This is a genomic window from Streptomyces sp. NBC_01571, from assembly GCF_026339875.1.
In the GTDB taxonomy this organism is placed as follows: domain Bacteria; phylum Actinomycetota; class Actinomycetes; order Streptomycetales; family Streptomycetaceae; genus Streptomyces.
The window spans coordinates 420991-446653 of the sequence record NZ_JAPEPZ010000002.1 but is presented as its reverse complement, the minus strand read 5'-3'; the positions used below and the strand labels follow the sequence as shown (position 1 = coordinate 446653).

At 72.5% G+C, this 25663-nt stretch carries 23 protein-coding genes; 7 read left to right on the top strand and 16 right to left on the bottom strand.

The window, feature by feature from the left end; all coding sequences use genetic code 11:
- Positions 1-221 precede the first annotated feature (221 nt).
- Together OHB41_RS45195 and OHB41_RS45190 are read right to left on the bottom strand one after the other, a co-directional pair.
- Positions 222-992, bottom strand: coding sequence for an SDR family NAD(P)-dependent oxidoreductase (locus OHB41_RS45195; protein WP_266707418.1), 771 nt, complete (start codon positions 990-992; stop codon positions 222-224).
- A 195-nt stretch (positions 993-1187) separates the two neighbouring features.
- Positions 1188-1736, bottom strand: coding sequence for a hypothetical protein (locus OHB41_RS45190; protein WP_266707416.1), 549 nt, complete (start codon positions 1734-1736; stop codon positions 1188-1190).
- A gap of 457 nt (positions 1737-2193) precedes the next feature.
- On the opposite strand from OHB41_RS45190, the gene OHB41_RS45185 reads away from it, so the two are divergent.
- Positions 2194-2844 (top strand): DUF4360 domain-containing protein, encoded by a 651-nt coding sequence (locus tag OHB41_RS45185; protein ID WP_266707414.1) that lies wholly within the window; start codon positions 2194-2196, stop codon positions 2842-2844.
- Between the two features lie 100 nt (positions 2845-2944).
- Here OHB41_RS45185 and OHB41_RS45180 read toward each other — a convergent pair whose 3' ends face one another.
- A complete protein-coding gene (locus OHB41_RS45180; protein ID WP_266707412.1) occupies positions 2945-3151 on the bottom strand; it encodes a hypothetical protein in 207 nt (68 codons plus the stop codon).
- A gap of 341 nt (positions 3152-3492) precedes the next feature.
- On the opposite strand from OHB41_RS45180, the gene OHB41_RS52150 reads away from it, so the two are divergent.
- The 4 genes from OHB41_RS52150 to OHB41_RS45155 all read left to right on the top strand — a co-directional run bounded on the left by OHB41_RS52150 (position 3493) and on the right by OHB41_RS45155 (position 7383).
- Positions 3493-3627 carry a chaplin gene (locus tag OHB41_RS52150; protein ID WP_323138517.1) on the top strand — a complete coding sequence of 45 codons (135 nt, stop codon included), beginning with the start codon at positions 3493-3495 and terminating at the stop codon, positions 3625-3627.
- Positions 3628-4938: 1311 nt separating this feature from the next.
- A complete protein-coding gene (locus OHB41_RS45165) occupies positions 4939-5817 on the top strand; it encodes a hypothetical protein (RefSeq protein WP_266707410.1) in 879 nt (292 codons plus the stop codon).
- A gap of 103 nt (positions 5818-5920) precedes the next feature.
- Positions 5921-6172 (top strand): NfeD C-terminal domain-containing protein, encoded by a 252-nt coding sequence (locus tag OHB41_RS45160; RefSeq protein WP_266707408.1) that lies wholly within the window; start codon positions 5921-5923, stop codon positions 6170-6172.
- Between the two features lie 11 nt (positions 6173-6183).
- Positions 6184-7383, top strand: coding sequence for an SPFH domain-containing protein (locus OHB41_RS45155; RefSeq protein WP_266707406.1), 1200 nt, complete (start codon positions 6184-6186; stop codon positions 7381-7383).
- 216 nt (positions 7384-7599) lie between these two features.
- Here OHB41_RS45155 and OHB41_RS45150 read toward each other — a convergent pair whose 3' ends face one another.
- The 13 genes from OHB41_RS45150 to OHB41_RS45090 all read right to left on the bottom strand — a co-directional run bounded on the left by OHB41_RS45150 (position 7600) and on the right by OHB41_RS45090 (position 22231).
- A complete protein-coding gene (locus tag OHB41_RS45150) occupies positions 7600-7839 on the bottom strand; it encodes a hypothetical protein (RefSeq protein WP_266707404.1) in 240 nt (79 codons plus the stop codon).
- A 196-nt stretch (positions 7840-8035) separates the two neighbouring features.
- Positions 8036-9625, bottom strand: a complete 1590-nt coding sequence (locus tag OHB41_RS45145; protein ID WP_266707402.1) for an NADase-type glycan-binding domain-containing protein — start codon at positions 9623-9625, stop codon at positions 8036-8038.
- The gene (locus OHB41_RS45140; protein ID WP_266707400.1) at positions 9622-10179 is read right to left on the bottom strand and encodes a phage tail protein; all 558 of its coding nucleotides are present in this window, start codon (positions 10177-10179) and stop codon (positions 9622-9624) included. Before OHB41_RS45140 ends, OHB41_RS45145 begins: the two co-directional genes overlap by 4 nt.
- A complete protein-coding gene (locus OHB41_RS45135; protein ID WP_266707398.1) occupies positions 10176-12134 on the bottom strand; it encodes a putative baseplate assembly protein in 1959 nt (652 codons plus the stop codon). Before OHB41_RS45135 ends, OHB41_RS45140 begins: the two co-directional genes overlap by 4 nt.
- Positions 12134-12574: a gp25 family contractile injection system sheath assembly initiator gene (locus OHB41_RS45130; RefSeq protein ID WP_266707396.1), complete on the bottom strand. Its 441-nt coding sequence runs from the start codon at positions 12572-12574 to the stop codon at positions 12134-12136. Before OHB41_RS45130 ends, OHB41_RS45135 begins: the two co-directional genes overlap by 1 nt.
- A 40-nt stretch (positions 12575-12614) precedes the next feature.
- Positions 12615-14522, bottom strand: a complete 1908-nt coding sequence (locus OHB41_RS45125) for a VgrG-related protein (RefSeq protein WP_266707394.1) — start codon at positions 14520-14522, stop codon at positions 12615-12617.
- On the bottom strand, positions 14522-15259 hold the full coding sequence (locus OHB41_RS45120; RefSeq protein WP_266707392.1) for a CIS tube protein: 738 nt from the start codon (positions 15257-15259) through the stop codon (positions 14522-14524). The genes OHB41_RS45125 and OHB41_RS45120 overlap by 1 nt, the downstream gene beginning before the upstream one ends.
- 60 nt (positions 15260-15319) lie before the next feature.
- Positions 15320-15745 (bottom strand): phage tail protein, encoded by a 426-nt coding sequence (locus tag OHB41_RS45115; RefSeq protein ID WP_153286961.1) that lies wholly within the window; start codon positions 15743-15745, stop codon positions 15320-15322.
- Positions 15746-15789: 44 nt separating this feature from the next.
- Complete coding sequence (locus OHB41_RS45110; RefSeq protein WP_266707389.1) at positions 15790-19275, bottom strand: hypothetical protein; 3486 nt, start codon at positions 19273-19275, stop codon at positions 15790-15792.
- A 186-nt stretch (positions 19276-19461) separates the two neighbouring features.
- Positions 19462-19620, bottom strand: coding sequence for a DUF6760 family protein (locus OHB41_RS45105; protein ID WP_194280490.1), 159 nt, complete (start codon positions 19618-19620; stop codon positions 19462-19464).
- Complete coding sequence (locus tag OHB41_RS45100; protein ID WP_266707386.1) at positions 19617-20114, bottom strand: hypothetical protein; 498 nt, start codon at positions 20112-20114, stop codon at positions 19617-19619. Before OHB41_RS45100 ends, OHB41_RS45105 begins: the two co-directional genes overlap by 4 nt.
- The gene (locus OHB41_RS45095; protein WP_153286958.1) at positions 20114-20557 is read right to left on the bottom strand and encodes a contractile injection system inner tube protein; all 444 of its coding nucleotides are present in this window, start codon (positions 20555-20557) and stop codon (positions 20114-20116) included. Before OHB41_RS45095 ends, OHB41_RS45100 begins: the two co-directional genes overlap by 1 nt.
- A 93-nt stretch (positions 20558-20650) precedes the next feature.
- Complete coding sequence (locus OHB41_RS45090; protein WP_266707383.1) at positions 20651-22231, bottom strand: phage tail sheath subtilisin-like domain-containing protein; 1581 nt, start codon at positions 22229-22231, stop codon at positions 20651-20653.
- Positions 22232-22461: 230 nt separating this feature from the next.
- On the opposite strand from OHB41_RS45090, the gene OHB41_RS45085 reads away from it, so the two are divergent.
- The gene (locus OHB41_RS45085; RefSeq protein ID WP_266707381.1) at positions 22462-24108 is read left to right on the top strand and encodes an eCIS core domain-containing protein; all 1647 of its coding nucleotides are present in this window, start codon (positions 22462-22464) and stop codon (positions 24106-24108) included.
- A gap of 114 nt (positions 24109-24222) precedes the next feature.
- Entirely contained in the window at positions 24223-25644 is a 1422-nt protein-coding gene (locus OHB41_RS45080; protein ID WP_266707379.1) for an RICIN domain-containing protein, read from the top strand.
- The last annotated feature ends 19 nt before the right edge of the window (positions 25645-25663 follow it).

Below are 25663 nucleotides of genomic sequence, written 5' to 3'. Positions count from 1 at the left end.
CGACGTGTGACGGCGAGCGAGTGATGGCGCGTCACTGCTGGAGGGACCGCGGAGCCGAGGGGTCTTCTCGTACGAGGACCCCGGCCTCCCGGGTCGGTTCCCGCGCGCTGTTCGGCAGTCCGGCCGGGACGGGGGCGTGCCGGACGGGCCGACGCGGTTCGTGCCCGGCGGTGAGGCCGGGTTCCACCGAACCCGCGGACACTGCCGGGGGTCGGCCGGCGCTACACGCTGTAGCCGCCGTCCACCCCCAGCGCCTGCCCCGTGATGAAACCGGCGCGGTCCGAGGCCAGGAACGCCACCGCCTCGGCGATGTCCGCCGCCTCGCCGAAGCGGCGCAGCGGGATATTGCTGCGGGTGATCCGCAGGGCCGTCTCGTCGAGTTCGCCGGAGGTGATCAGCCGGGCGGCGATGCCGTCGGTCAGCATGCCCGGGGCGACGCAGTTCACCCGGACCCCGTACCTGCCCTCCTCGGCCGCCAGAGCCCGCGCGACCGCCTCGACCGCCCCCTTCGGGCCCGAGGAGAGCCCGTCGCGGACCGGGAACCTGTGGGTGGCCACGGTGGTGACGGCGACGATGCTGCCCCGGCTCTCCCGAAGTCTCGGCAGCGCGGGATGGACGAGATGGAAGAAGGCCGCCGCGTCCGCGTCGAGCTGGGCCCGGAACTGACGCGGCGTCACCTGGCTGAGGTGCACCATCGGTACGTGCGGTCCGGCCGCGTACACCACCGTGTGGAGGCCGCCGAAGGTGTCGGCGGCCTCGGAGACCGCTGCCGCCGTGGCCACCTCGTCGGTCAGATCGAGGCGCAGCGCGAGGACTTGACGCCCGTGCTCGCGCACCTCGGCGGCGAGCGCGTCGGCCCCGGCCCGGCTGGTGCGGTACGTGAACGCCACGTCACTGCCGCGCTCGGCCAGCGTACGGACGACGGCCGCGCCGATACCACCGGTGCCGCCCGCGACGAACGCGGTACCCGACCTGCTGGAGAAGTCCGCCATGGTCCTCACGTTTCCAGGGAGTTGGCGACGATGACGTACCCGACCTCGCTGGTCCTACGGATCGACTCGCGCCGCATCGCGCCGCGTTGTCGGTTCACCTGAGGGCACCCCGTAGGGCGGGATATACCCCGTCGGGCCACGCATCGCACCGGCCACCGGCCGTTGGTCCGAGCGCGGGGCCGGACGGGACAGCCCTTAGCGGTCCGCGGCCGGGTTTCCCTCGACCCACTGGATGAGCAGATTCCGTACGTAGGGATTGCCCTCCTGTGCCGCGTGCGCCAGCCGCTCCGCGCTCGCGCGTGCGGCCCGCCAGGTCACCGGGGTGTCCTCGGCGTGTGCGGCGTCGGCGGCGGCCAGCGCGTCGGCCGCCAGGCCCCGGAGTTGCTCGGAGAGATCGTCGTGCGCCGCGGCCCGATAGGCCTCCAGGCGCAGTGCCGCCAGGTCGGGGGCCTCGGGGGAGGGGGACGCGTGCGCCGGGGGCTGGGCGTAGCCGCTGACCGCTATGACCACGCAGAAGGTCGCCACGTCCCGGCGGCTCTCCCGCTGCCCCCGTTCCACGGCGGGCGCGAGCCACGAGGCGGCCTTCCAGTGCGAGACCGAGGTGGCCGCGGTGAGCGCCACGATCAGCGCCGCCAGGGGAATCCAGCCGCCGAGGAGATAGCCGACCGGGCCGAGCACGAGGAAGCAGGCTCCGCTGAGCATCCATATGCGACGGCGGCCGATTCGCAGGTGTCGGGACTCCATGACGTTCAGTGTCGCAGGAGCGGGTGCGAGGCCGTGCGGCGGCGGGGGGATTCGAGGAGAGTCCCAGGACGGGTACGCCCGGGACGGCGGCCTGCGGGCGTCCGGTCGACGCCGTGAGGCGGGCCCCGGCCGGGCTCGCCGAGGCGCCCGGTGTCCTCGTCGGCCGCCGCGGGCGTGCTCCGTGAACGGGCGTAGGCGGTGAATGGCCGGAGATCGCCCTAACCCCCGGGCGCCGGGGTACATACGATGCGGTCGGTCCCGGACTTCACTGCTTCTTCACATTCCCGGGTCACCCATGCACATGGCTTTGTCATGTACATGTTTCAACAGTTCACGCTTGATCCAACGCACTGGTCTGCGACGGCCCTTCCCGTACGCGGGAGGAGCCGCACCCCCCAATTCGCGGCGGCACACGATCCGTGCCGCCGGAAACGCCAACGCAACGGATGGGAGCACCATGGCTGGTGGGCTGCTTCTGGGTGGCGCGATAGCCGCCCTGTTCGCCACCGCACTACCCGGACCGGACCCGTCCTCCGGGATCGTCGACCCTCCTCCGGACAAGATCGTCATCAAGGTCGCCACGGTGAACGGCTCCGGCTGCCCGCAGGGCACCGCCGCGGTCGCGGTGTCGCCGGACAACACGGCCTTCACCGTCACCTACAGTGAATACCTCGCCCAGGTGGGCGGCACCTCCGGGCCCACCGCGTTCCGCAAGAACTGCCAGCTCAACCTGATCGTCCACGTGCCGCAGGGCTTCACGTACGCCATCGCCAGCGCCGACTACCGCGGCTTCGCGTCGCTGCAGCCCGGCGCCAGCAGCACCGAGAAGGCCTCGTACTACTTCCAGGGCTCCTCGAGCACGGCGGCCATCACGCACCCCTTCGGTGGTCCGTACGACGACAACTGGCAGGCCACCGACGTCACGGACTGGGCCCAACTGGTCTGGGCCCCCTGTGGTGTTCAGCGGAACTTCAACATCAACACCGAGTTGCGCGTCAACGCGGGCACGTCCGCGCCGGGCAGCACCAGCTTCATGACCATGGACTCGACGGACGGCGACATCAGCACCATCTACCACCTGGCCTGGAAGGAGTGCCCCGGATCATGACCCGGGATCGCTGACCCGGCGACCCCGGTCCCTCGGGCCCTTGACCGGCTCCGCCGCATCGGAGCCGGTCAAGGGCCGCGGCACCGGGGCGGCGACTTGACTAGGGCAGCAACTTGTCGAGGGCGGCGGGCCCCTCCTGTGCCAGCTTGCGTTCGGCCCAGGCGAGGTTCTCCGGGGTGATGTCGCGACCTGCGGCGAGCACCAGGTCCTCGGCGGTGACCTCGCCGCCGGCGCCGGTGTGCAGCAGCGCGTCGGGGGTCGCCCTCTCGTCGGACGGCACGGGCGAATCCGATTGGCTCGTTGACATGATCTCTCCCTGTTCCACCTGACCTGTTCTCACGCTACGGGCAATCCGGGCACCCCGCGCGACGCGTCCCGGGTAGGTCCGGGGTGCCCCCTCCGTGCCCCCTCCGTGCCCGGACACGGGCCGGGAGGCGGTCCTCGGGGGCGGGGCGACGGCGACCCGTTCGGACGTACAACGATGTCGGCTCGCGGTCCCGCAGGTGATGGTGGAGGCACCGCACTCCTGCGACTGATCGGAGCATGTAATTCGTATTCGTTGATGGCCGCCGCCGGGCTGGCGAGCGTGGCCCTCGCGGCCAGCGCCGGGACCGCCTCCGCCGCCGACCCGACCCGGTCGGCGTCGCCGTGGGCAGCCCCGGTCTCCTGTCCGGCAACGTCATTCAGATCCCCGTCGACCTCGGCCTCAACCTGTGTGGCGACTCGGTCGACGTGGTGGGCCTGCTGAACCCGGCGAGCGGGAACACCTGCGCGAACAGCTGACCAGCCAGGGCTGCCGGGCAGGGTTGCCTGCCCGGCGGTGCGCGGCCGGGCACGGGATTCCGGCCGGCCGCCCTCTCACTCGTCCCGTCCGCCGAGCGCGTCGTCCGACCGTGATGATCCGGCCGCTACGGACACGGTCCGACCCGTAGGACGGCCGAGGTCCTGCGTCGCACGCACGATCCCTTCATGGTCAGTGGTCCGGCGTGCCGGTCGTCCACCTCCGCACCGGCCGTGACCGCGACGCTCGCGCCGATACCCGAGTCGACGCCCCCGCACCGACGCCCGCGCTCTCCGCGGCGTCGACGGCGGCCGGTACCGGCCCCGGGGCGTAGAGGCCGGCCGGACCCGATGCCTCCGCCAACTCCGCCCGGACGGGGGCCCGTTCCAGTCGCCACGTCGCGAACCTTGCCGGCTCCGCCCGCCGTCGGACGGTCGCCGATGCCGCCGAACGAGTACGGCTCGGAGCCGGAGGACGGGACGAGCGTCTAGTCGACGCAGTCGTCCAGTGAACCGGTGGGAGCGACGCAGGCGAGATCGCGCCGCGCCTCCCAGAACCCTCGAGTCAGGCACTCGGTCCCCTCGGCCTGCTCGGCCTGCTCGCCCTGCTCGGCCTGCTCGCCCTGCTCGGCCTGCTCGCCCTGCTCGGTCCCTCCGCCTGCTCGGCATCCAGGTACCCCGGTCCCCCCGCGCCGGCGGACTCGCGGCCCCCGCTGACGACGGCCACGGCGCGGTGGCGCGGCTCGTCCGCCATGGCCTGCCCGACCCGGAACGCCGCGTCGGTCACCCCGTCTGTCGCCTCGACGTCGCCGACCGTCGCCCACCCCCCTGCACGCGGGCTCGACACGCGTGGCGGTCTGTCCACCGGCCCGGCAGCACCGGCGCCGGAATCCACGCCCTCACCGGTTGAGTCGCGCCGTTGGTGAGCAGGCCCACCGGATGCCGCGCCGCCCGCTCCTTCGCCTCTCCGTGGCCTGCGTGCGGAGCCGTCGGGCAGCGGGTGATGAGACCGCCCGGCCGGCTCGAACCGTCGATTCCGGCCGCTCTCCCCGTCGAGCAACCCGTCAGCGGGCGTCAGGTCCGGGGTGTCCGGGCCCCGCTCGGGAGTGCGGGCGTGGCGATGGATGCCGCGTCACGGGTGCGTACGGAACTGAGAACTCGGCGTGGCCCCCGGTGCAGGGGGATGCGGGGGCAACTGCCGTGGTCCGGAAGGTGAGTGGACGGCCAATGATTCTCCATTGGCCTGTACATGCCCAATTACACCGGCCAGACTGTGCGCCGAAACCAGCACCCCCCACCCGAGGAGCACCCCTCATGCGCATGCCCGCCCGGCAACGTTGTCACGCCGTTCTGGCCGGTCTTGTCACCCTCGCCACGGCCGCCGCCCTCTCGGTCGCCGCCACCGCTCCCGCCGCGGCCGCGGACACCTGGAACGAGGTCGGTTCCGACCGCGCCGATCCGCTGACCGAGAGCCAGGGACTCGCCTCGGTCGAGGTCCCGGCCGGCAGCCCCAACCGGTACACGGGGATCGGCACAATCCCGTTCGACCTCACCGTCCGCGGCTGGAACCACGTGGGCGACCCCGACGCCTCGTACAACGGCTACTACGTGGAGCCGTACCAGGCGGACTCCGGCAGCGCCAAGATGTTCCGGGTGCAGGCACCGGGCGGTGCCTGGTCGGAGTACGTCCACGCCCTGAGCCCCGGGGAGGCGCTGAACAACTCCTTCGACACCATCTCGCCGAACGGCTCCTGGATGGTGTCCGGCGAGTGGGGCACGATGAACCGCCTGCTGGTCTTCCCGACCCCCGGCGTGAACCCCGCGACCTCCCCCTCCGCGAACCTCCCGCAGGCCTCCACCATCAACCTCGACCACGCCGTACGCGACGTGCAGGGCTGCGACTTCGTCACGTCGACGCAGCTGCTGTGCTCCTCCGACGACCCGGAGGGAGCGCTCTTCGGCATCACCAAGCCCCTGCTGCAGATCGACCTGTCGGCCGAGCCCGGCTCCGCCGACGTGACCGGTCATGTCACGGCCCTGCGCCAGCTCCCGCTGCGCAGCTCCTGCTCGGGCAGTTTCGAGTCGGAGGGCACCGACTACGACCGGCGCACCGGCACCCTGCGCGTGATCGTCGTGTCGCCGGGCTTCTGCGTACTCACCGACAGCAAGACCTACCGGTTCACCAGGAGCTGAGCGCACACCGGCCACGACACGGGGGACCGGCCGAAGCGTATGCGTCCGACGCGGGGAGGTCTAAGGTCGGAAGCAGAACGACAATGATTGGGGGCGGCCGGTAGTGGTGCAGGACGAGGCCGTGGTCGGCTGTATCGGGGAGCTCCTCGTCGGCACGCGGGGAGCCGCCGGTCCCGGCGAGATCCTGGTGCGGGTGAGAGGTGGATCGGAGACCTTCCTCGCCTGGTCGCAGGAGCCCCTCCCGATCGGGGTCATCGTGCTTGTGATCGAATCCCGTGGATGCCGTGAGGTCGACGTCATCGAGTGGGCCGATCCGTTGGACGCGTTGGGCGGGGATCCCGCCGACGCCGGTTAAGGAGTAGAGCGATGTTCGGTTACCGCGTTCCCGCACCCGACGAGGCGATGCTGATCTCGGGCGGCAGGCGGGGACTGGGGGGCGCGCCGTTCCGCGTGGTGACGGGTCACGGCAAATTCGTGCTCCCGGTTTTTCGCAAGACCCGTTTCCTCACCCTTTCGATGTGTGAGGCGGAGGTCACCGAGACCTGTGTGACCAAGCAGGGAATCGCGCTGCACGTCCGCGCCGTGATCGCGTTCAAGGTCGGCAACGACCACGAGAGCATCATCAACGCGGGTCAGCGGTTCCTGTCCGACCAGGACCAGATGTCGGTGCTGACCGGCCGGATCTTCGCCGGTCATCTGCGCGCCATCATCGGCTCGATGACGGTCGAGGAGATCGTCACCGAACGGCAGAAGCTCGCCGCGGAGGTCCTGGACACGTCGAAGATCGAGATGGCCAAGATCGGTCTGATCGTGGACTCGCTGCAGATCCAGTCGATCGACGACGGCGACACCGGTTACATCGAGGCCATGTCCGCACCGCACAAGGCCGCCATCCAGCGCCAGGCGCAGATCGCGCAGGCCCAGGCCACCCAGGCCTCGGTCGAGGCCGAGCAGGTGGCCGCGCGGAACCAGGCCGAGTACGCCCGGCAGACCGCGATAGTGAGGGCGGAGTACTCGGCCGAGGTGGACCGCGCGCAGGCCCAGGCGGCCCAGGCCGGACCGCTGGCGCAGGCCCACGCACAGCAGGAGGTGCTCGCGGCACAGACCGAACTGGCCCAGAAGGCGGCCCAGTTGCGCCAGCAGCAGCTGGTGGCCGAGATCGTGAAGCCCGCCGAGGCGGAGGCCGAGCGGATCAAGGTGCTCGCCATCGCCGACGCGGAGCGCATGAAGATCCAGGCCGAGGCGGCGGCTTCGCACGACCGGGTGGCGCTGGACCGGATGCTGATCGACCAGCTGCCGCTGATCGTGAAGGAGGCCGCGGGCGGTCTCGCGGGTGCCAACGTCAACGTCCTGAACGGCGCGGACGGTCTCGGTGAGATCGCCGCAGGCCTGGTCGCCCAGGGCCTGACGATCCTGGACTCGGTCCGTCAGAACCTGAACGGCAACAACTCCGACGGCCGCTCGGAGAAGACGGAGGCACTGCTGGAGCTGCCGGGGTACCTGCGGACGCCGGAAAAGGGCGCCGACGGGAACGAGCCGCAGGACGGCTCGTCTTCGAAGGGCTGACCGCGAAGTGCCGCCCCGGGAACGTGACTTCGGCAGCGTGACGTTGACGAGCTGAGGCATCGTCGGCGTCACGCGGCGAGTGCCGTCACGGTGGCACGGCTCCCGGGGCGCCGACTCCCGACTCCTTCGACGCGGCCGCCGCCACGGATGTCCGCGACGGGGGAGCGCCGGGCGCCGCGGGCGTCGGCGCGCGCTTCCGCGTGATGCGGCGGAGCGTCAGCTGAGCCAGCCGGTCGCGCTGTTGCCCGGGGGAAGCGAAGGTGGAAGGGACGGAGGCAGCGGGCGCGCGTTCGGGACCGAAGCGCCGGGAGGCCTCGGGAGGAGTCCGCCCGAGGAGGGATCCGTGTTGAGGATCCATTCGAGTTCGCGTTGGATCCTGCGGGCCTCGTTGCGGACCTGAAGCGGTATGTCGCCGCGTTCGGAGATCAGTTGGGCGTAGATCGGTGCTTCGTGCACGGGTGGCGCTTCTCCTCGTGTCTGGTGCCGTGCCTCTACGGTAAGGCCGCGGCGACTTCACGGGAGTCATCCTCCCAGTTCGGCCAGAACCGGAAGAACTCGACCACGGAGTGGCACGTTCAGGGGGACGGCCCTCGGCCCGAAGGCCGGGGACGTCCCCCTGGTACTTGGTCGGGAGGCCCCTTTCGGGGCGCCCCTAGGAGCCGTTGGAGCTCGACGGGCCGAAGAACTCGATCTCCGCTATGGAGACCTGCTTGGAGGCGGCGGCGCCGTACGCCGAGCGGATGATGAAGCGGACCGCGGTGACATCACCCGCGCGGAACTTGCGGCTCTGGCCGCCCGCGCCCTGGTCGAGGGTGAGGAAGCGGGTGCTGGTCCTGCCGTTCGCGGTGGTGACGCGCGCTTCGATGCGGTGCGGCAGCGCCGACTGGGAGAGCTGGTCCGCGCGGGTGGAGACGCCCGGGGTGATGACCAGGTCCAGGAGCCTGGTCGGCTGCGCGAAGCGGGCCTCCAGCCACTCGCCGTCCCCGGACTGCGAGACGCCCGGTCCCCACCAGGTGTTGTTGAGTTTGTCGAAGGCGAGACCGGCGCCGTGACCGGGGAAGGAACGGGACGCCTTGTAGCTGTCGGGCCCGATCGGGGCCCGCTTGGCGAAGTGGTCCTTCACGGCCTGCACCGCCGTACCTGTGTTCATCGCGGCGACCACCACCAGAGTGAGCACGACCGCGCCGACCACCCAGTTCATGACGCGTCCGAAGCCGCGCCGCAGACGGGGCCGGTCGCCGGCCCACGGCGTCTGCCCGTTACGGGAGTTGAGCAGCCGCCGCCACCAGGGCAGCCGCCCCGGGGCCGGCCGTTCGCCGGCCATGGGCAGGGCACACCGGCCGCAGAAGTGCCGGTCCGGACGGTTGGGAGTGGCACACCAGGGACAGGGCACACCCCCTTCCGCTCCGTGCTCGCCACCCGGGGCGCGGACCTGCGGGCGGTTCGCGACGGGGAGGCCCGGCAGCACGGGTGCCACCGAAGGCGCCGCGGGACGTTCCTCCGGGTCCGCCACCGGCACCAGCAGCGACCTGGCGCGCTCGGCCGCCGAGTCCCGGGAGACCGCGGGGGCGGCGGACGGCAGCGGCTCGGTGTCCGCGGCGTCGTCGTGCTCCGCCACGGCCGCCGTCGGGGAGGCCTCCGGAAGTGCGGGGTGGGCGCGCGGGACGTCGTCGTCCGCCCCACCCGGGCCGCCGTGGACCGGGGTCGCCACGGCCCGCGCCCCGACCGTCCCGTCCGAGGCCCCGTCGCTGCGGTGCACGTTCTCGCCGTTGCTGTTGCTGTTGCCGTTGCCGGCGTCGGCCTTGTCCGCGTCCACGGGGTCCGGGCCGCCCGTGCCCGCCTGCCGTCCGCCGGTTCCGGCGTCCGTGTCATGGGCCGTAAGCGCCGTACCCGTACCGGCGCCCGGTACGGGGAACGCGACCCACCCCGGCTCGTCCTGGGCGGTCCCGGCGCCGCCTGCCGCCGTCCCGGGGGCTCCGGACGCGTCGGAGGCCTTGGGCAGTCCGCCCCGGGGGCCCCCGGCCGGTGGTGCCTCGTCGGTGGCCACGGCGCCGGGGTGCCGGGCCTCCGCCCCCGCCCGGGAACCGGTCGCCCGGGCGGCGGCCGGCGCGGCCGGATTCCCGGCCCAGTCGAGCACCGCGCCGCAGGCGTCGCAGAAGGACTGACCTGGCACCGCCCGAGTGCCGCATTCGGCACAGGCGGGGGCACGCCCGGGTTCGGTGCCTGGGGTCTGGGTGGTCATCTCTCGGGGATCCTTTCGGCGGCGGTCACCTGGACCGTGTAGGGCATGTGGGCGGGGCGGGCGGCCGCCACGAGGCTCTCCAGCCGGTACTCGTCCGCCGGTGTCGGATCGGGCAGCCGCAGAGTGACGTGCAGCCGGGGGCGGCGGTCGCCGGGGACCGGGCCGAGCGGGCGGGGATCCCAGGCGGCGGCGCCGCTCTCGGTGATCTCCGGCTCGGCGCCGAAGGCGAGCCGCACCGCTTCGGCCAGACCGCGACGGGTGCCGCGTACCCGGTGCAGATACGCGGCGGCGGCGACGGCCGCGCGCAGCCGGGCGTCCGGCTCCGAGCCGTCGATCTCGGCGCCGACCCAGGTGCCGAGCCAGCGGGCGAAGTCGGCCGGCGCGAGCGCAGGGTCGAAGTAGCTGTGCAGACAGTCGAGGGCGAGCAGGATCGGTGCCACGACCTCGTCGAGGCCCGCGACGAAACGCAGCGCGAGGTCGTCGTCGGCGAAGACCGCGGGGAGCATCGCGCCGATCGGCGCCGAGGACTCCAGGCCGTCGATGGAGCCCCTCATGAACCGTCGCCGATGACGCGTACCCGGTGGTCGAACGAGAAGACCAGGGAAGGGGCTTCGAGATCGATCCGGTCGGTCGGGTCGCCGCGCTTGCCCGTCAGCGGGTCGGCGGGGTGGAGTTGCACGGCGTCGACGAGTTCGACGCCGGGGACCCGCTGCAGCACCGCGAAGACCTCGCCCGACTGCACGGGGCGGCCGAAGGGCCAGCCGGTGCCGTTCGCACCGCCGGTGAGCGGATCGAGGTGGCGGTAGAGCGCGTCGTGCGCCTGGCGGCGGACCCGATCGGTGTCGACCCCGCGGAAGGCGTGCACGGTGGCCACCACGGTGACGCCCTGGTAGAAGGGCGGGCCGACCGCGAGCCGGGTGCCGATCAGCCGCCGCTCGTCGAGATAGCGGGTGATGCGCTGCAACAGGGCGTCCCCGGGCACGAGTTGCTCGAAGCGCAGCCGTCCGCCGGGGTCCGGCACCGCCTGCGGGACGACCAGGACGCGGACCGCGTAGGCGCCGTGCTCGCCCTCGTCGCCCTCCAGACAGGTGATACGGGCGGTCTCGGGCGCGGCGCGCCGGGCGAGTTCCTCGTAGTCGCGCAGGGTCACCGCCCGCTCCTGGGCCCGCAGGGTGATCGGCGCCCGGGTCTTCGCCTCGGCGACGGTCTCGCCGTCGACGCCCCCGCGCGCCGCCTCCCGGTTGACGACCTCCGCGACGTACGGCACCGAGCTGCGCAGCACCTGGACCGCGCCGCGGGCCACGTTGCCGGCCCGGCCGCCGCCGGTCCGGTAGCGGCGGGCGCGGATCACGGCGCCCTTGGGCGCCACCGACCCGTACTGGCGGAGCGTGCCGTCGGGCTCGCGGACGGCGGGCCCGAAGGAGATCTCGCCGGTGGCCGCGTCCAGGGCGATGTGCCGGTCGTCGGGGCCGGACGCGGCGAAGTGCGGGACGACGTCCCAGTCGGTCCAGCCGTCGCGCTCGGCCGTCTGCAGCAGGACCGGCGGGGTGTCTCCGACGACGGGGAAGTGGACGAGCCGCATCCGCTGTCCGGGCAGCCCGGTGGACTCGCCGAGCGCCTCGTCCCGGACCGTCTCGGCGTGGATCGCCGACGTGGTGCCGCCGAGTGTGAACGCCTCCGCGGCCTGGACGGTCGGCGAGGTGGTGTAGAAGGGCTGGCCGGGCAGGGGCTCGGTGACCCGGCAGCGCAGCCAGCCCGCCTCCTGGCCGCCGGTGCGGGAGAGCGTGTGGCCGCCGGGGACGTGCAGGACGACGTCACCGGGCCGGTTCAGACCGCCGGTGCCGTCGCGGTCGACCTCGCAGGCGGTCCAGCCGTCCTCGGTCCACGCCTCCCAGGCCAGGGGCGGCTGGCGCGGGTCGACACCGACACCGTCGACCCGGCTGTCGAGCTCCAGGGCCACCGCGCAGTGCGGTACGGCCGTGGTGAGGCCGAAGAGCATGCAGTCACCGGGACCGGGCGCCTCCGCGAAGCACAGCACGTCCTTGCCCTCGGCGAGGTCGGCCGTCCGGTCGGTGACCGGAAGCCCGCTGTGCTGCACCACGAGATGACGCAACGCGGTGGGTACGACGGTGAGTTCACGCTCGGTCGCGAAGACGACGGCCTCCTCGCTCTCCGTGCGCAGCGTCGCGGCCTCGGTGCCGACGGGCAGCACGATCGGCTCCTCCTGCGGCGCGGACAGCCAGAAGGTGACGTCGGTGCGGGCGGCCGAGGGCGGGAAGAGCGTGATGCCCACGAGATCCAGGAAGGCCAGATGGTTCTTCTCCGGGACCCGGTTGAGCCGGTAGACGATCTGGTCGGCCATGTGGGCGACCGTCTCCACGAGGGTGACGCCGGGGTCCGACACGTTGTGGTCGGTCCATTCGGGGGCGCGCTGCTGGATGTAGCGCTTGGCGTCGTCGACGAACTGCTGGAAGCGGCGGTCGTCGAGATTCGGGGAAGGCAGTGCCATCAGCGGTCGCTTTCAAGGGAGTTGCCCGAGCCCGTGGCGTCGGGATCCTCGTGGGAGGGAATGACGTAGAACGGAAAGACCAGACTGCGGGGGTTGTTGGTGCCACGGATCGAATAGCGCACGTCGATGAAGAGCACGCCCTGGTCCGCTCCGGCCGTCACCTCGACGTCGTTGACCTCGATCCGCGGCTCCCAGCGGTCCAGGGTGGTGTACACCTCGTGCTGGATGCGCCCCGCCGTCGCCTCGTTGACCGGGGAGAACACCAGGTCGTGGATGGCGCAGCCGAACTCGGGCCGCATCGGCCGCTCACCCGGCGCCGTGGCCAGCACAAGCCGGATGGCCTCCTCGATCTCCCGCTCCCCGCTGACCAGCGCGATGCCTCCGGTGGGACCGATGCGCATGGGGAACGCCCAGCCGGATCCGACGAACTGCTCGGCCATCAGAGGGACACCCGCCTTTTCCTGACGAACTTCGCGGCCATCACGGCAGTGGATAGGGCTTGTTGTTGACCATCACCAGGCCCTGCAGCGGGATGGTGACGGCCCGGACACCGACGGCGGCGACGGAGTTGACCTGGACCGTGCCGCCCGCGCTGAGCATCGCGGCGCCGACCGCCTTGAGGTTGAGCGCCCCCATCGCGTCGACCGTCACCGCCCCGCCCAGGGACTTCAGGTTGACCAGTCCGCGGCCCTCGATGTTGAGGAGCCCGCCGCTCTTGATCGTCAGACTCCGGCGCGCGCTGAGGGTGAGGTCGGTTCCCGCCTCCACCGACACAGACCTGCTGCCCTTGATGGTGACGGACCCCTTGCTGTCCACCGTGATCTCGGTCTTCGTGCGGTCGAGGTTGATGGTCAGCTTGTCGTTGCCGGAGGCGATGCGCACGCCCTGCTTACGGGCACCGGTCTGCTGGCTGAGCAGGTCGACGCGATTGCCCTTCCGGTCGGACAGGGTGTGGCGGATCGCCTGCTTCTTGAGCCCGTCGTGCAGCGGAACGTCACTGACGACGGTCGGCCTGTCCCTGCCGTTGTAGAGGCCGCCGACGACGAACGGGTGATCCAGGGCACCGCGGTCGAAGGCCACCAGCACCTCGTCACCGACGTCGTACGGGAACACCCCGCCGCCGCCCTTCCCGCCCAGCTGCACGGTGCGCGTCCAGTCGCTCTCGTACAGGTCGTCGAGCCAGGGGAACTGCAGCTTGACCCGGCCCTGCTTGAGCGGATCCTGGACGTTCGTCACCAGGGCGTTGGCCACGCTCGGCAGCTTCGGCGTGGTGGCCGTGCCGCCTCCCGAGGTCAGGCCGTACAGGGAGCGCCACTGCCGGCCGCTGACGGTCACCCAGGTCCGGTAGGGCTCGTCGTTGCCGAACTCGTGCCGCACGGAGGTGACCGTGTACTGGCCCTCGAAGGGCTTGCCCACGTCGGTGAGCGCGATCGGGACGCCGGGGCGCAGTTTGGGGTTGCCCCAGACCACGACCTCCAGCTCGGCGAAGGACGAGGTCACGTCGTCGGCCAGGGCCTCGGCGGCGAACTTGACCTCGGGCTGGCGGTCGTAGGGCGTGTCGGTCTCGACGAGTTTGGCGGGCTTGAACTTCTTCGCGGTGTCCTTGGGCGTGATGCCGATGGCGAACCCGGCGTTGGCCGTGGCGGGCGCCGTCGCGGTCAGCTTCTTCTTGGTCCCGACGTCCCAGCCGCGGGCCTCGGTCTTGGCGACCTGGTCGGCGGAGGTCACCGCGGCCCGGCAGCGCAGCACGTCGACGCCGCCCTGGAGCACGAAGGGACTCTTCTCGCCGGGCGTGCTCGTCGAGGGCGCTCCGGACGCCGGGTCGGGCCTGACGAACTGGAACCTCCCCTGGGAGTCCAGCGACATCACCATCTCGTTCTCGTCGGCGAGCCGGGCCAGGAAGTCCCAGTCGGTGACGTTGGCCTGGCTGATGAACTCGTACACCGTCCGGGTCGACCTGACCTTGGCGCCGACCGGGATGCCGTTCATGGCGACCAGCTTGCGCACGATGTCGGAGGCCGTCTGATTGCGGTAGGCGGCCACCCTGCGCTGACGCATCAGACGGTGGCCCAGGTCGTAACCGCGCACGACGGTGAAGGTCCCGGTGCCGTCGTAGTCGGTCTCCATACCGGTGACCTCGCCGGTCAGCAGCGGGGAGGAGGCCCCCTGGCCGTCGGCCACCGGCGCGAGGACCACCTCGGTGCCGCACTGGACGTTGAGGTCGCCGAGCACCAGCCGGTCCGGGTCGCGGAAGGTGAGCCGGAACGCGCCGGGCACCCCGGCCCCGAGGTCGACCCAGCAGCCGACCAGGTCGGAGGCGATCTTGTCCGGGAGCGGGCTGCCGCCCACCGTGACGTGGACGACGCTGGAGTACGAGGCCTGCACCATCAGAGACCCACCTCCTCGGCGGCCGGAAGCACGAGCTCCGTGCCGTTCGACAGCCGGGACGGGTCGTCGATGCCGTTGACCTCGGCGATCGCACGCCAGGCGGCCGCGTTACCGTACTCCCGCCAGGCCAGCGACTGCAGGGAGTCGCCGGCCACGACCCGGTGCACGCGCTGTGCCGTGAGGGCGCCCGACGTCGGGTTCTGGCCCTTGGTCTTGCTGGGGATCTCGTGCAGGTGCACCTGGCAGGTGGCACGGATCGGCACGCCCGTCGTGCCGAAGAGCGAGTAACTGGCCTCCACGGAGCCGACGTACGCGGTGAAGCGCGCGGTCGAGAACGACCCCCACTGGAAGACCACCCAGGGCGTTGACGGCTGCTTGGCGGCGATGCTCTTCGTCGTCACCTCGCAGCAGGAGAACAGCGACTCGACCTTCTTGAGCACCGTGTTGCTGGTCGGGTCGTCGGAGGAGTCGAGGAAGATCTCGACGGTCAGTTCACGCGGCTCGGGACCCATGAACTCCGGGAGGGAGCCGTCGCGCACGGCCGCGGTCGGAGTGGTCTTCCACCGGGCCCGGCGACTCAGGGAGAGCGTGGAGGGGTTGAAGTCGAAGTTGAACGTCTTGATCAACGCGCCCGGTGTCGTGCTGTGGCCGATGGGCGGCTCGTGGATGGCCAGCGTGGCACGGACGAGGCTCTTGCCCGCACCGCCCTTGCTGCCCTTTCCTGCCTTGCCTGCCATGTTCTTCGCCGTCCCCTAGTCCCTGAAGTCCCCGAGTTCCTGACTGGTCCCGGTCCGCCCCTAGTCCGTGAAACCGTGGTGGGTGATCTCCAGGACCTCCGTGGCCACGCCCGGACTGGCCGGATCCAGGGACGGCCCCTGCCAGCTCACCGGCAGCACGTCGATCAGCCCCCAGCGCGCCACCTCCGAACCGTCCGCGCGCAGCGCCGCGATCTGCGCCGTGGGTCGTTCGACGCCCGTCGTCACCGACGAGATCCAGGCGGCGACCTTGGAGGTGTCGGGGGTGAGCGGCCGGGTCAGGCGGATGTTGGAGAAGGTCACGCGGGACGGAAGCTGCCACACGAACCCGTTGTTGCCGCCCTCCTGGCGCTGCTCGATCTCCACCTGCGACGAGAGTCCCTCACACCCGTTGAAGTAGCCGAGGCTCTCGCCGTCGATCGTCAGGGTGAAGAAGATGGTGGATCCCGGGTCGAGATCGGTGGGCATCGGGGGTGGGCCTTTCTCGGAACGGACGTGCGGGGTGGGGGAGATCAGCGGCGGGGATCGCGCAGCTTGCCGATCCGCTCGCGCTCGAGGCGGAGTTCGGTCCGCAGCAGGCGGGTGATCGGACCGGCCAGCTTGTGCGTCAGCTCGTCGATCTGACCTGGGGTCAGAGCCCGGGGGTTGAAGTCGACGGGGGTGTACGCGGGTGGGGCCTGCTCACTCTCCACGCCTCGGTTTCCCGAGGACGAGGGCGAGGACGGGGGTTCGCTCGCGGAGTACGCGGGCGGGGGACCGGTCGGAGGGGGTGGCGGGGGCGGCGACGTCGCGTTGACGACCCGCTGGACATGCGGAGTCGCCGGAGGCGTTGCGGGGTTCGGGGCGGGTGGAGTGGGCGGAGCCGCGGAGGCCCGCTGCACCGGGAGGGCGAGAGGCGGAACGGCGGGAACCGCGTTGAGAGGGACCGCCGTTCGGGGCGTCGACCCCGTGGTGGCGGGCGAATTCGTGCTGCCGGGAGCGCTGTTCGGGCTCGACGACTGCCGGACCGGAGTAGTGGCGCGGCCCCCGTACGGCGTTGGCGTCGCTGCCGCCGCCGACTGTGTGGACGGGCCGGCCGAGGCGTACCGCACCACGGGCGTGGGGCGTGCGGCGGCCGGCGGGAGCGGCGTGGGCGTGCCCGGAGCGATGGGGCGCTGCACGACGGGATGGTCGCTCCGGCCCGCGGTACCGGTGAGGGCCACGGGGAGGCCGTCGGCGGGCAGCGCGCGTGGCGGGGAGACGTGAGCCGCCGTCGAGCGCTGAACCACCCCCGGACCGGGGGTGGTTGCGCCGGAGGTCGGCGTCGGAACCGGTGCGTCGGCCGCTCGCTCCGGAGCGCCGTGGTGTGTTCCCGAGAGCGGGAGCGACAGGACGCCACCGGACGCCTCGGGCGCGGTGGCGACTCGCTGTACGACGGGGGCGCCCAGGCCGAGCCGCTGTACGGGTGTGCCGTGCGGACGGGGGCCGGAACCGGGACGGGGAGCGGTGTGCTGCGCCGCCGCCCCCGAAGCCGCCGGTACGGAGGCTTCGGGCTGCCGGGCGGAGGACTGCCCGGCCGACGCGGACGGAGCCGGGCCCAGCCGCGGCTCCGCGCCCGACGGCGCGACGGGCGAGGCCTGTTGACCTCGCGGCGCCGGGCCACCGCCGGGCTCCGCGGGCGAGTCGTCGACCGACCGTTGCACGGCAGGTGCGTCGGGACCGCCCGAACGGCCCCGGACGGGAGGAGTGCCGGTAGGACGCGGGCCGACCGGGCCGCCGGCAGCTGTGGGGTGCGTACGGCCGGAGGCGGGAAGTCCTGCCGCGCCGGGCGCGGGAACACCCGGAACGGCCGACGTCGGCGCACCGGGGGCCGGGGAGGCCGTCGTCCGCGCGACGGTGGGCCGCGGCGACGACGAGGCGCGTGATGCGGGGCCGGAGGCCGAGGCGGGCGCGGCAAGGCGTTGGACGGCAGGGGTGCCGGGCGCCGCCGTTCCGGCACCGGGTGCGGACGCGCGGCCGACGGGCGTGGCGGGGCCGCCCGGACGGGCGACGGTCACCGCGGAGCCCGGCGTCTGGACGACTGAGGGAACGGTGCCCGCGGCCGCCGAGCCCGGGATCGTCGCGTCAAGGGCGGGGGAGGGCACGGGAGTTCCGGCCGCAGGCCCGACCCGCGCCGAAGGATCGATGGCAGGCGACGGATCCGCGGCGGGGGTCAGCGTGGTGAGCCGCTGGACGACGGGAGCGCCGAGCCCTGCCGAGCCGGCCACGGGGGCGACCGCACCGGCGGCCGAGGGTGGTGGGGAGCCGGGCCGCGCGGCCGGATCACTCACCCCGCCCGTCCCCCGACCGGGCACCGCTGACCGGACCGTGGCGCCGGTGGTGCCGGGCAGCCCGGCACCGGCCGTCGAAGGCACCGGCCCCGAAGTGCCGGGACGCCGGAGCACCGGCCCGCCACCGGCTGCGGCGGAGCCGGTCGCCTTGGAGCGCTGAACGGCCGGAGCCGTCGTGGTCACGACACCACCGGGCAGCGGCGCGGCCCCGGTGATGCCGCCCCGCGGCCCCGGCGCGGCGCCCCCGGAGCGTTCCGCGCCCGGGCCGGACGGCGCGCTTGGTGAACCGCCGCCGCCCGGAAGCCCGTCGGCGGGCGTGGTGCGACGCAGGGGTACGGCCGCGGGGGCGGTCCGGCGCTGGACCGCGGTGGCCGGGGGTACGGCGGGCAGGGCCGAGGTCAACGCGCGTGCGGGGGCGAGCGCGCGTACCGGCGGACGCGACGGCACCGTCGGCGCGGACGACCGCGCGGAGCCGTTCCGTCCGGGGACACCCTGCCGGTCACCGTCCGCACCCGGGGCGCCGGACGAGGCCGGGACCGGGGCGGCGGAGGCGAGGGCGCGTTGCACCGGCAGGCCGCCGCTCGAGGACCCGGACCGGGGACCCGCACCCGCCGACGGAGCGCCGGACGAGGTTTCACCGCCGGCCGCTCCCGGTTGCCCCGCCGGGGCTCCCGTTCCGCGTACCGGCGCGGGATGTCCCGAATCCGGCCCCGCTACGGCCGAGTCGAGCCGCACGGGCGGTACCGCATGCGAGGCCGGGGAGGACAGGGGCGCGCCCAGGGCGGAGCGCCGCCGCGGCGTACCCGCGGTCGGGGCATCGGCCGGTGGCTTCGGCGGGGCGGACACCGGGGCCGGGCCGCCGGCCGCCGGCGCGCCGGGCACCGTACGCCCTGCGCCGCCGGACGTACGACGCTGGACCGGCAGGCCGGATCCCGTGGTGGCGCCGTCCGAGGGCCGTGGGACGGAGGCGGAAGGGGCGGCCTGCCCGGCGTCCGCAGAGGATCCGCGCGACGCCGAGTCCGCGGGAGCCACGACCGCGGGACCCGGTCCGGCGGAGGCGGGACCCGGTCCGGTGGACGTGGTCAGCGGGCCGGAGACGGGGGGAACGGGGGTGGGCCTGTCCGGGGAGGGCATGGCCGGGGAGGAGGTGTGCGGGGAGAGGGAGCCGGACCCGGCCCCGCCCGTGGCCGACGAGGCGGCCACCACCCTCTGCACCGAAGGCCCGGTCGCCGTACGTCGTGGCGCGGACGGTGTCACCACCGGCAGCGCCCGTCGCTGTACCGCGGGACCGGCCGGTGCCCTGGTGAGCCCGGTCGGCGCCGGACGCCGGATGGCCGCGGGCGGTACGGCGGTCACTGCCGGGCCCACAGGGCCGGTCGCCGTGCCCGGGAGGCTCGTGCGCCGCACGGACTGCGCGCCGACGTGGTCGGCCGGCTCCGCGGGTGTCGCCACCGGCAAGGAGAGCGAGGGGAGTTCGAGACCGGAGGCGGGCAGCGCCGGAGTGACGAGCACGCCGCGCACCAGCCCGCCGGGCGCGCCGTCGAGCACTGCGTGCGAGAGCGTGCCGGTGAAGGACGGGTTCTGCCAGGTCGTCAGCCGGCCGCCGAACCCGGAGTCGGCGACGGAGCCCCGGCCGGCGGTGGCGCGCTGGATGGGGGGCAGCGAGGGCCAGGCGGCAGCCCGGACCACGCGAGCCCCGCCTCCGTCGCCGACATCGCTCGACCCGGCTCCGGCACTCGCAGACACGCTGCCGGCCGCCCCCGGAGCCGAGCCGTCACCGGGAACCGGACCGCCGGCCGGGCCCGTGACGGACGCGCCGCTGGTGCCCCGGTCCCGCCCGCCGCCCCGAAGCCGATCAAAGACGCCCACGCCGCGTCACCTCTCCCCGGCGCCGCGATGGACGAGTGCCGCGATCTGTTCCGTGTAGCGGCGCCGGTCGCGGTGTTCGAGGTCCAGGATGGTCTCCAGGCTCCAGTGGAAGTGGTAGGCGATGTACGCGATCTCCTCGTGGATGCGGTCGGTCGCGTACGTCACGATTCCCCCAGGCGGCTCCCGCCGAGTTCGACCTCGAACGGCTCCTCGCAGTGCGGGCAGGTGACGGCGGCACGGGTGTGGCCCTCGGCGTTGACCTGGCGGTAGAAGTCCTGCAGGAACGCGAGGTCGGAGGCGAACATGTTCTCCACCACCCCGTCGTGCACCAGGGGCAGCGTGCCGAGCCGGGTGATGACCCGGCCGAGGAGTACGACGGACAGGTACGCCGGGTTCTCCTGGACGCGCATGTCCCGGAGCGGGATCAGCTCGTCCCGTGCGGTGGCGAGCCGCATCACGCCGAGGCGGTGCACGGTGCCGGAGTCGTCGACATATCCGCGCGGCAGCTCGAACTCGAACTCGGTACGCAGGGGCTGGGGTGTCGCGGCGGGGGCCGGGGCCGGAGCAGCGGTCTGCTCCGGCCCCGCCCAGGCTTCCGCCTCCGGCACCGGTTCGGCGACGGCCGCGGACGCGGCCGTCCTGGGAGCCGTACGGCGCATTACTCGATGACCAGTTCTTCGAAGGTGATCGTGACGGTCTCGGTGAGCGCGGCGGCCTCGCCTGCCTTGACGGTGCTGGTGTCGATCTTGCTGCACCAGGCGTTGCGCATGTTGTACCGCTTGACCGGGTTGTTCTGATAGTCCATCACCATGATGGTGGCGTTCTTGCGGGCGGTGCTCATCTGGCCGGCGACCGACTCGGTGATCCACTGGTTGAAGGCGGCCGACTGGGTCATACCGCGCACCACCGTGCAGGTGCCGGCCTTCTTCACACCCGGCAGCTTCTTGGTGACGGGGATGCCCTGGGACGAGACCTGCTGGTACTCGATGACGTCCTGCTCGATGCTGAGGCCGCTGACCTCCGCGAGGTACTCGACCATGACACCGTCGATCTGCAGGCCGAAATTGTGCGATGTGAGGGCGTCACCCGGCTGGAGACTCATCTGTTCTCTGTCCTTCTGAGGGTTCTGGTACGTACGGGAAGCGGCGGACGACCGCCGGGGCGGTCACGTCGGTGCGGGCCGCCGGCGCGTGAACTACTCCTCCAACTCGCCGTTCCCGCTGGAGAACTGGGCCAGCCGGAAGATCACGAACTCGGCGGGCTTGACGGGCGCGATGCCGATCTCGCAGATGACCCGGCCGAGGTCGACCGACTCCGGCGTGTTGGTCTCCTCGTCGCACTTGACGTAGTACGCCTCCTCCGGCCGTGAGCCGAAGAGGGCACCGCTGCGCCACTCGTTGACCAGGAAGGCGGACACGTTGCGCCGGATCCTGGCCCACAGCGCGTGGTCGTTCGGCTCGAACACCACCCACTGGGTGCCGATCAGGATCGACTCCTCCAGGTAGTTGAAGTACCGGCGGATGTTGAGGTACCGCCAGGCCGGGTCGGAGGACATGGTGCGGGCGCCCCAGACGCGGATGCCGCGGCCCGGGAAGGCGCGGATGCAGTTGACGCCGATGGGGTTGAGCAGGTCCTGCTCGCCGCGGGTGATCTGCAGTTCCAGGTCCACCGCTCCGCGTACGACCTCGTTGGCGGGAGCCTTGTGCACGCCGCGCTCGGAGTCGTTGCGGGCCCAGATGCCGGCGACGTGACCGCTCGGCGGGATCATCCTGGTCTGGCCGGTCGCCGGGTCGAAGGCCTTGATCCAGGGGTAGTAGAGGGCGGCGTACTTGGAGTCGTAGCCTGCCGTCTCCTGACGCCAGACCCGGATCTGGCGGGCGTTGAGACCCGGCGGCGGGTCGATGACCGCGACCCGGTCGCCCATCAGCTCGCAGTGCGCGATCAGGCCGAGCTGGACGGCCTTGACGGCCTCCAGGTCGATCGCACCGCGCTGGTAGGCGGCCATGAGGTCGGGCACGGCGACCATCGACACCTCGTCCACGGCCTCCAGGCCGCCGAAGCCGGTGCGGTCGGCCGAGTCGCCGAGGTACTGCGCGGGGCCGGGGTGACCGTCCCGCTCCTCGGCCGGGACGGCCGGCGCCGAGGGCGACGGGGCGGCGAGCGCCACCGTCTGGTTGTCGGGCCTGACCAGCTGCGCGGCGGGTGCGGCCTCCTGCACGGCGATGAGCTTGGAGCGCTCCTTCACCTGCGTGACCACGTAGTTGCGGCCGCCCTTCTTGGCGGTCACGTCAAACGTCTCGACGGCCTTCTCGCCGTCCTTGACGATCAGCCTGAACCGCTCGGCGGGGCCCTCGCCCTCGGGGTCGGCGACCTCGACGCTGAGCGAGCCGCCCGCGACGGCACTGACCGTGAAGGTGCCGAGCTGCTTCGGCTCGCCGGGCGGCAGCGCGGCCCGCGGCGCGGATCCCGTCACCGCGGCCGGAGCCGTCGCGTCGCCGTTCACACCGCCGGGCGTCCCGCCGACCCGGACGACATAGGCGGCGGAGCCACCGTTGTTGAAGAAGCCGTAGACGGAGTGCGCGAGGTAGTACCCGTCGGTGAACTCACCGAAGGCCGCCACGTACTGCGTCCAGTTGGTCACCAGCGTCGGCTCGTTGAGCGGCCCCGACGGGGCGAGCCCCACGAAGGCCGCCACCGAGGTGCCCACACCCTCGATCGGACGAGAGCCGCTGGCCACCTCCTCGACGTAGACGCCCGGCGACAGGTAGGACGGCATGCTCTGCTCTCCTCGGGGTACGAGATGGGACGTCATCACCCTCACGCGCGAAGCGCGTCTCCCGAAACGTCCTGGGGTACCTGTCCGGGGGCAGTTCTGTTGCCCCCAGGGGCAACCCGACGTGCCGTCCGCACCGCTGCCCTCACCGTTGCCCCCGAGTGCGTTCCCCGCGGCCCGCTTCGTCCGGTAGGTCTTGGAGGCTGCTGCACCCGCGTTCGAGGGGAGTCCCAGTGCACGCACAGGACAAGGACACCGACAAGACCCGTGGCCGGACGGGGGCGGCCGGTCCGGCCGCACGGGCTGCCGCCCCGGGGCCGGTCGGCCGGCTCCAGGTGCTGCAGCGCGCCGCGGGCAACGCGGCGGTGGCCCGCGCCGTCGCGGACCAGCGCCACGAGCACGACGCGAACTGCGGCCACGGGCCCGCCGTACAGCGCTCCGCGGTGCACGAGGTGCTGCGCTCTCCGGGCCGTCCGCTGGACGCCCCGCTGCAGGCCGAGATGGAAGGCCGCTACGGCGGCGAGGACTTCAGCGGCGTTCGCGTCCACACCGACGCGGCGTCCCAGCACGCGGCGGCGGAGATCGGCGCGAAGGCGTTCACCTCCGGGGCCGACGTGGTCTGGGACGGTCAGGACAAGCACGTCCTCGCCCATGAACTGGATCACTACCGTCAGCAGAGCCGTGGTCCCGTCCCCGGCACCGACAACGGCTCCGGTCTGATGGTGTCCGACCGCGGGGACTGGGCCGAGGTCCAGGCGGAGGAGAACGCCCGGCGGGTGATGAGCGGGGCGCCGCCGGTGCAGCGCGCGGTCACCGACGGCACGGGGAGGAACGGGTCGGGAGCGGCGTCCGCAGCTCCGGCGATCCAGCGCACGGTCTGGACGTACAACGGCAGCACCCGGACCCACGACGGCATGGGCGGGCGGCAGTCGGGCGTCTGGCAGGACGAGGCCGACCCGGACCGCACCGCCACCTCGGCGCAGCTGGGTGCCGGGACCGGTGCGCATCACGGGGACAAGTACGACGACGCCACCGGGCGTCACTTCGGCAGCGGCAAGGTCGCCTTCTCGCAGCGCGGCACCATCGCGGACACGCCGCAGGCACACCGGGACGGCACCGCGTACAAGGAGCGCGAGGCGCATGTACGCAGAGCACTGGTGGAGACCAAGAGGCGGCTGGCCGCGGCCATCACCATGGTGAGCGCGAGCGCCGCCCCCGGCGGCCGGGTCCTCGACGCGCTCCGGTCCGCCTTCCCGGCCTTCCAGCGGGCCACACCGCAGCAGATCCAGCCGGTCCTGTCGCATGTCGCCGAGGTGCTCCGCCGGATCCAGACGGGTCTGGACGCGGAGGGCGCACAGATCGCCCTGGCCGGGGAGACCGCCTGGTACGACCTCGGAGCGCTCGGGTCCAACCAGGCCAACGTGGCCGGATGGGTCGCCCCCACCGTCGGCGAACGCCTCAGCCCGCACGACATGAAGAGCGAGCAACTGCCGACCATGGACGCGGGGCGCGAGGGCCCGATCAACCTGCGGCCCGTCGGCGAGAACGTCTGGTACATCATCCACGAGGCCACGCACCGGTTCGCCGGCACGCTCGACTACCAGTACAGCCCGTACGAGCACGAGCTCAACGAGGACCGGGCCGACATGGGAACGGCCCGGACGCTGGGATGGAGTCAGCAGGAGCTCGCGGAGTACTCGGCGGACCGGCTGGGCAAGCGGACCGCCCGGGACGCGGACCAGTACACCGGCCAGGACGAGTCGGCCCATCCCGCGAAGCAGCTGAACTGGTACGCCATGGGCCGTCGGGCCCTGATGAACGCCGACTCCTACGCGCAGTTCGTCTTCGTGGCGACCGGGGGGACACTGCCCCGGCGCTGACATCCGCAGTAGGGGCGCGGCTGTCCGCAAGGGCATCCCCACCTGCCTGTTCGTCCGGCGACGGTACCCCTGTGGCTCCTGACCGCCACCGTCACCGCGGCTAGCGTTCCGACGGTGAGTATGTGGACCTCTCTGGAACCCGCGTCCGCGACCGTGGACCCGGGCGCCAGCACGCGTGTACGGCTGCGCCTGCGCAACACCGGCGACGTGGTGGACGAGTACCGGTTCGAGCCGGTGGGTGATGTCGCGCCCTGGACGACGGTGGAGCCGCAGATGCTGCGGCTCTATCCGGGGACGACGGGGACGGTGGAGCTGATGTTCGCGCCGCCCCGGACCCCGGACGCGGTGGCGGGCCCGAACCCGTACGCGGTGCGGATCACGCCGACCGAGCATCCGGAGGCGACGACGGTTCCGGAGGGGAACCTGACGATCACTCCGTTCACCGAGGTGCGGGCGGAGTTGGTGCCGCCGACCGTCAAGGGGCGTTTCCGTGGGCGGCCCAGGCTGGCGATCGACAATCTCGGCAATACGAAGCTGACGGCGTCGATCAGCGGGAGTGACAACGGGGACCATCTCAGTTACGACATCCACCCGAGCAACGTCCAGATCGAGCCGGGACGGGCCGCTTTCGTCAGGGCGACGCTGAGGCCGCGGCAGATCATCTGGTTCGGGTCGAAGGAGCAGCGGCCCTACTCCCTCGCCGTCCAGCGGTCGGGGACCAAGGCCCAGCCCGTCGAGGGGACTTATGTGCAGCGCGGCTTCCTGCCCCGCTGGCTCGCCACCTTCCTGGGCGTCTTCATGGCCCTCGCCATCACCTTCGTGATGCTGTGGCTGGCGTACAAGCCCCAGGTCCGCAGCGCCGCCACCGAGAAGCTCCAGGAAGCCGGGATCAGTACCCTTCCCGCGCCCACCCCGAGCCTCCAGGCGGCACCGAGTTCGGCTCCGGCTCAGGAGCCGACTCCGCCCGAGGCCCAGCGGACGCCGGAAAACGGCGGCGGAGGGGGAGACGGCGGTGCGGCCGCCAGTCCCGAGGCGACGAAGAAGAAGGCGACGGGACCGCTGCCCGCGTCCGGCGTCGTCCTGCGGAACGTCACGACGAAGAAGTGCGCCGACATCCCCGGTTACGACAAGGGACAGTCGACCGGGCCGGTGCGGGAGTTCGTGTGCGACGGCACCGACCATGACAACCAGCTCTGGAACCTCGAAGTCCGCGAGAAGGGCGGCGGTCCCGAGAAGTCGGACCTGTTCCAGATCCGCAACGTCAAGGACCAACTGTGCATGGACCTGCCCGACTTCGGTGCCAAGCCGCCGCGGACAGGAGTGTTCGAGTTCCAGTGCGACGGCACGACCGCCGACAACCAGCTGTGGTGGCTCGACAAGCAGAAGAGCGGCCACTACTGGATCCGCAACTACGCCAGCAACCACCTGTGCCTGGACGTCTCCGGCTACAGCACCGGCGGTGACGACACCCCGCTGACGATCTTCTACTGCAGCAACACCGACGACCAGGAATGGGACATCGTCCATCCCTCCTGACCCCGCGGGCGGCTGACCT

What these genes read in the sequence shown, in the direction of transcription:
- OHB41_RS45180 (WP_266707412.1), bottom strand. Translation starts at nt 3,151, where the DNA reads ATGTCAACGAGCCAATCGGATTCGCCCGTGCCGTCCGACGAGAGGGCG.
- OHB41_RS45155 (WP_266707406.1), top strand. Translation starts at nt 6,184, where the DNA reads ATGTTCGGTTACCGCGTTCCCGCACCCGACGAGGCGATGCTGATCTCG.
- OHB41_RS45120 (WP_266707392.1), bottom strand. Translation starts at nt 15,259, where the DNA reads ATGGCAGGCAAGGCAGGAAAGGGCAGCAAGGGCGGTGCGGGCAAGAGC.
- OHB41_RS45100 (WP_266707386.1), bottom strand. Translation starts at nt 20,114, where the DNA reads ATGCGCCGTACGGCTCCCAGGACGGCCGCGTCCGCGGCCGTCGCCGAA.
- OHB41_RS45125 (WP_266707394.1), bottom strand. Translation starts at nt 14,522, where the DNA reads ATGGTGCAGGCCTCGTACTCCAGCGTCGTCCACGTCACGGTGGGCGGC.
- OHB41_RS45140 (WP_266707400.1), bottom strand. Translation starts at nt 10,179, where the DNA reads ATGAGGGGCTCCATCGACGGCCTGGAGTCCTCGGCGCCGATCGGCGCG.
- OHB41_RS45135 (WP_266707398.1), bottom strand. Translation starts at nt 12,134, where the DNA reads ATGGCACTGCCTTCCCCGAATCTCGACGACCGCCGCTTCCAGCAGTTC.
- OHB41_RS45195 (WP_266707418.1), bottom strand. Translation starts at nt 992, where the DNA reads ATGGCGGACTTCTCCAGCAGGTCGGGTACCGCGTTCGTCGCGGGCGGC.
- OHB41_RS45190 (WP_266707416.1), bottom strand. Translation starts at nt 1,736, where the DNA reads ATGGAGTCCCGACACCTGCGAATCGGCCGCCGTCGCATATGGATGCTC.
- OHB41_RS45115 (WP_153286961.1), bottom strand. Translation starts at nt 15,745, where the DNA reads ATGCCCACCGATCTCGACCCGGGATCCACCATCTTCTTCACCCTGACG.
- OHB41_RS45165 (WP_266707410.1), top strand. Translation starts at nt 4,939, where the DNA reads ATGCGCATGCCCGCCCGGCAACGTTGTCACGCCGTTCTGGCCGGTCTT.
- OHB41_RS45130 (WP_266707396.1), bottom strand. Translation starts at nt 12,574, where the DNA reads ATGGCCGAGCAGTTCGTCGGATCCGGCTGGGCGTTCCCCATGCGCATC.
- OHB41_RS45095 (WP_153286958.1), bottom strand. Translation starts at nt 20,557, where the DNA reads ATGAGTCTCCAGCCGGGTGACGCCCTCACATCGCACAATTTCGGCCTG.
- OHB41_RS45185 (WP_266707414.1), top strand. Translation starts at nt 2,194, where the DNA reads ATGGCTGGTGGGCTGCTTCTGGGTGGCGCGATAGCCGCCCTGTTCGCC.
- OHB41_RS45090 (WP_266707383.1), bottom strand. Translation starts at nt 22,231, where the DNA reads ATGCCGTCCTACCTGTCGCCGGGCGTCTACGTCGAGGAGGTGGCCAGC.
- OHB41_RS45145 (WP_266707402.1), bottom strand. Translation starts at nt 9,625, where the DNA reads ATGACCACCCAGACCCCAGGCACCGAACCCGGGCGTGCCCCCGCCTGT.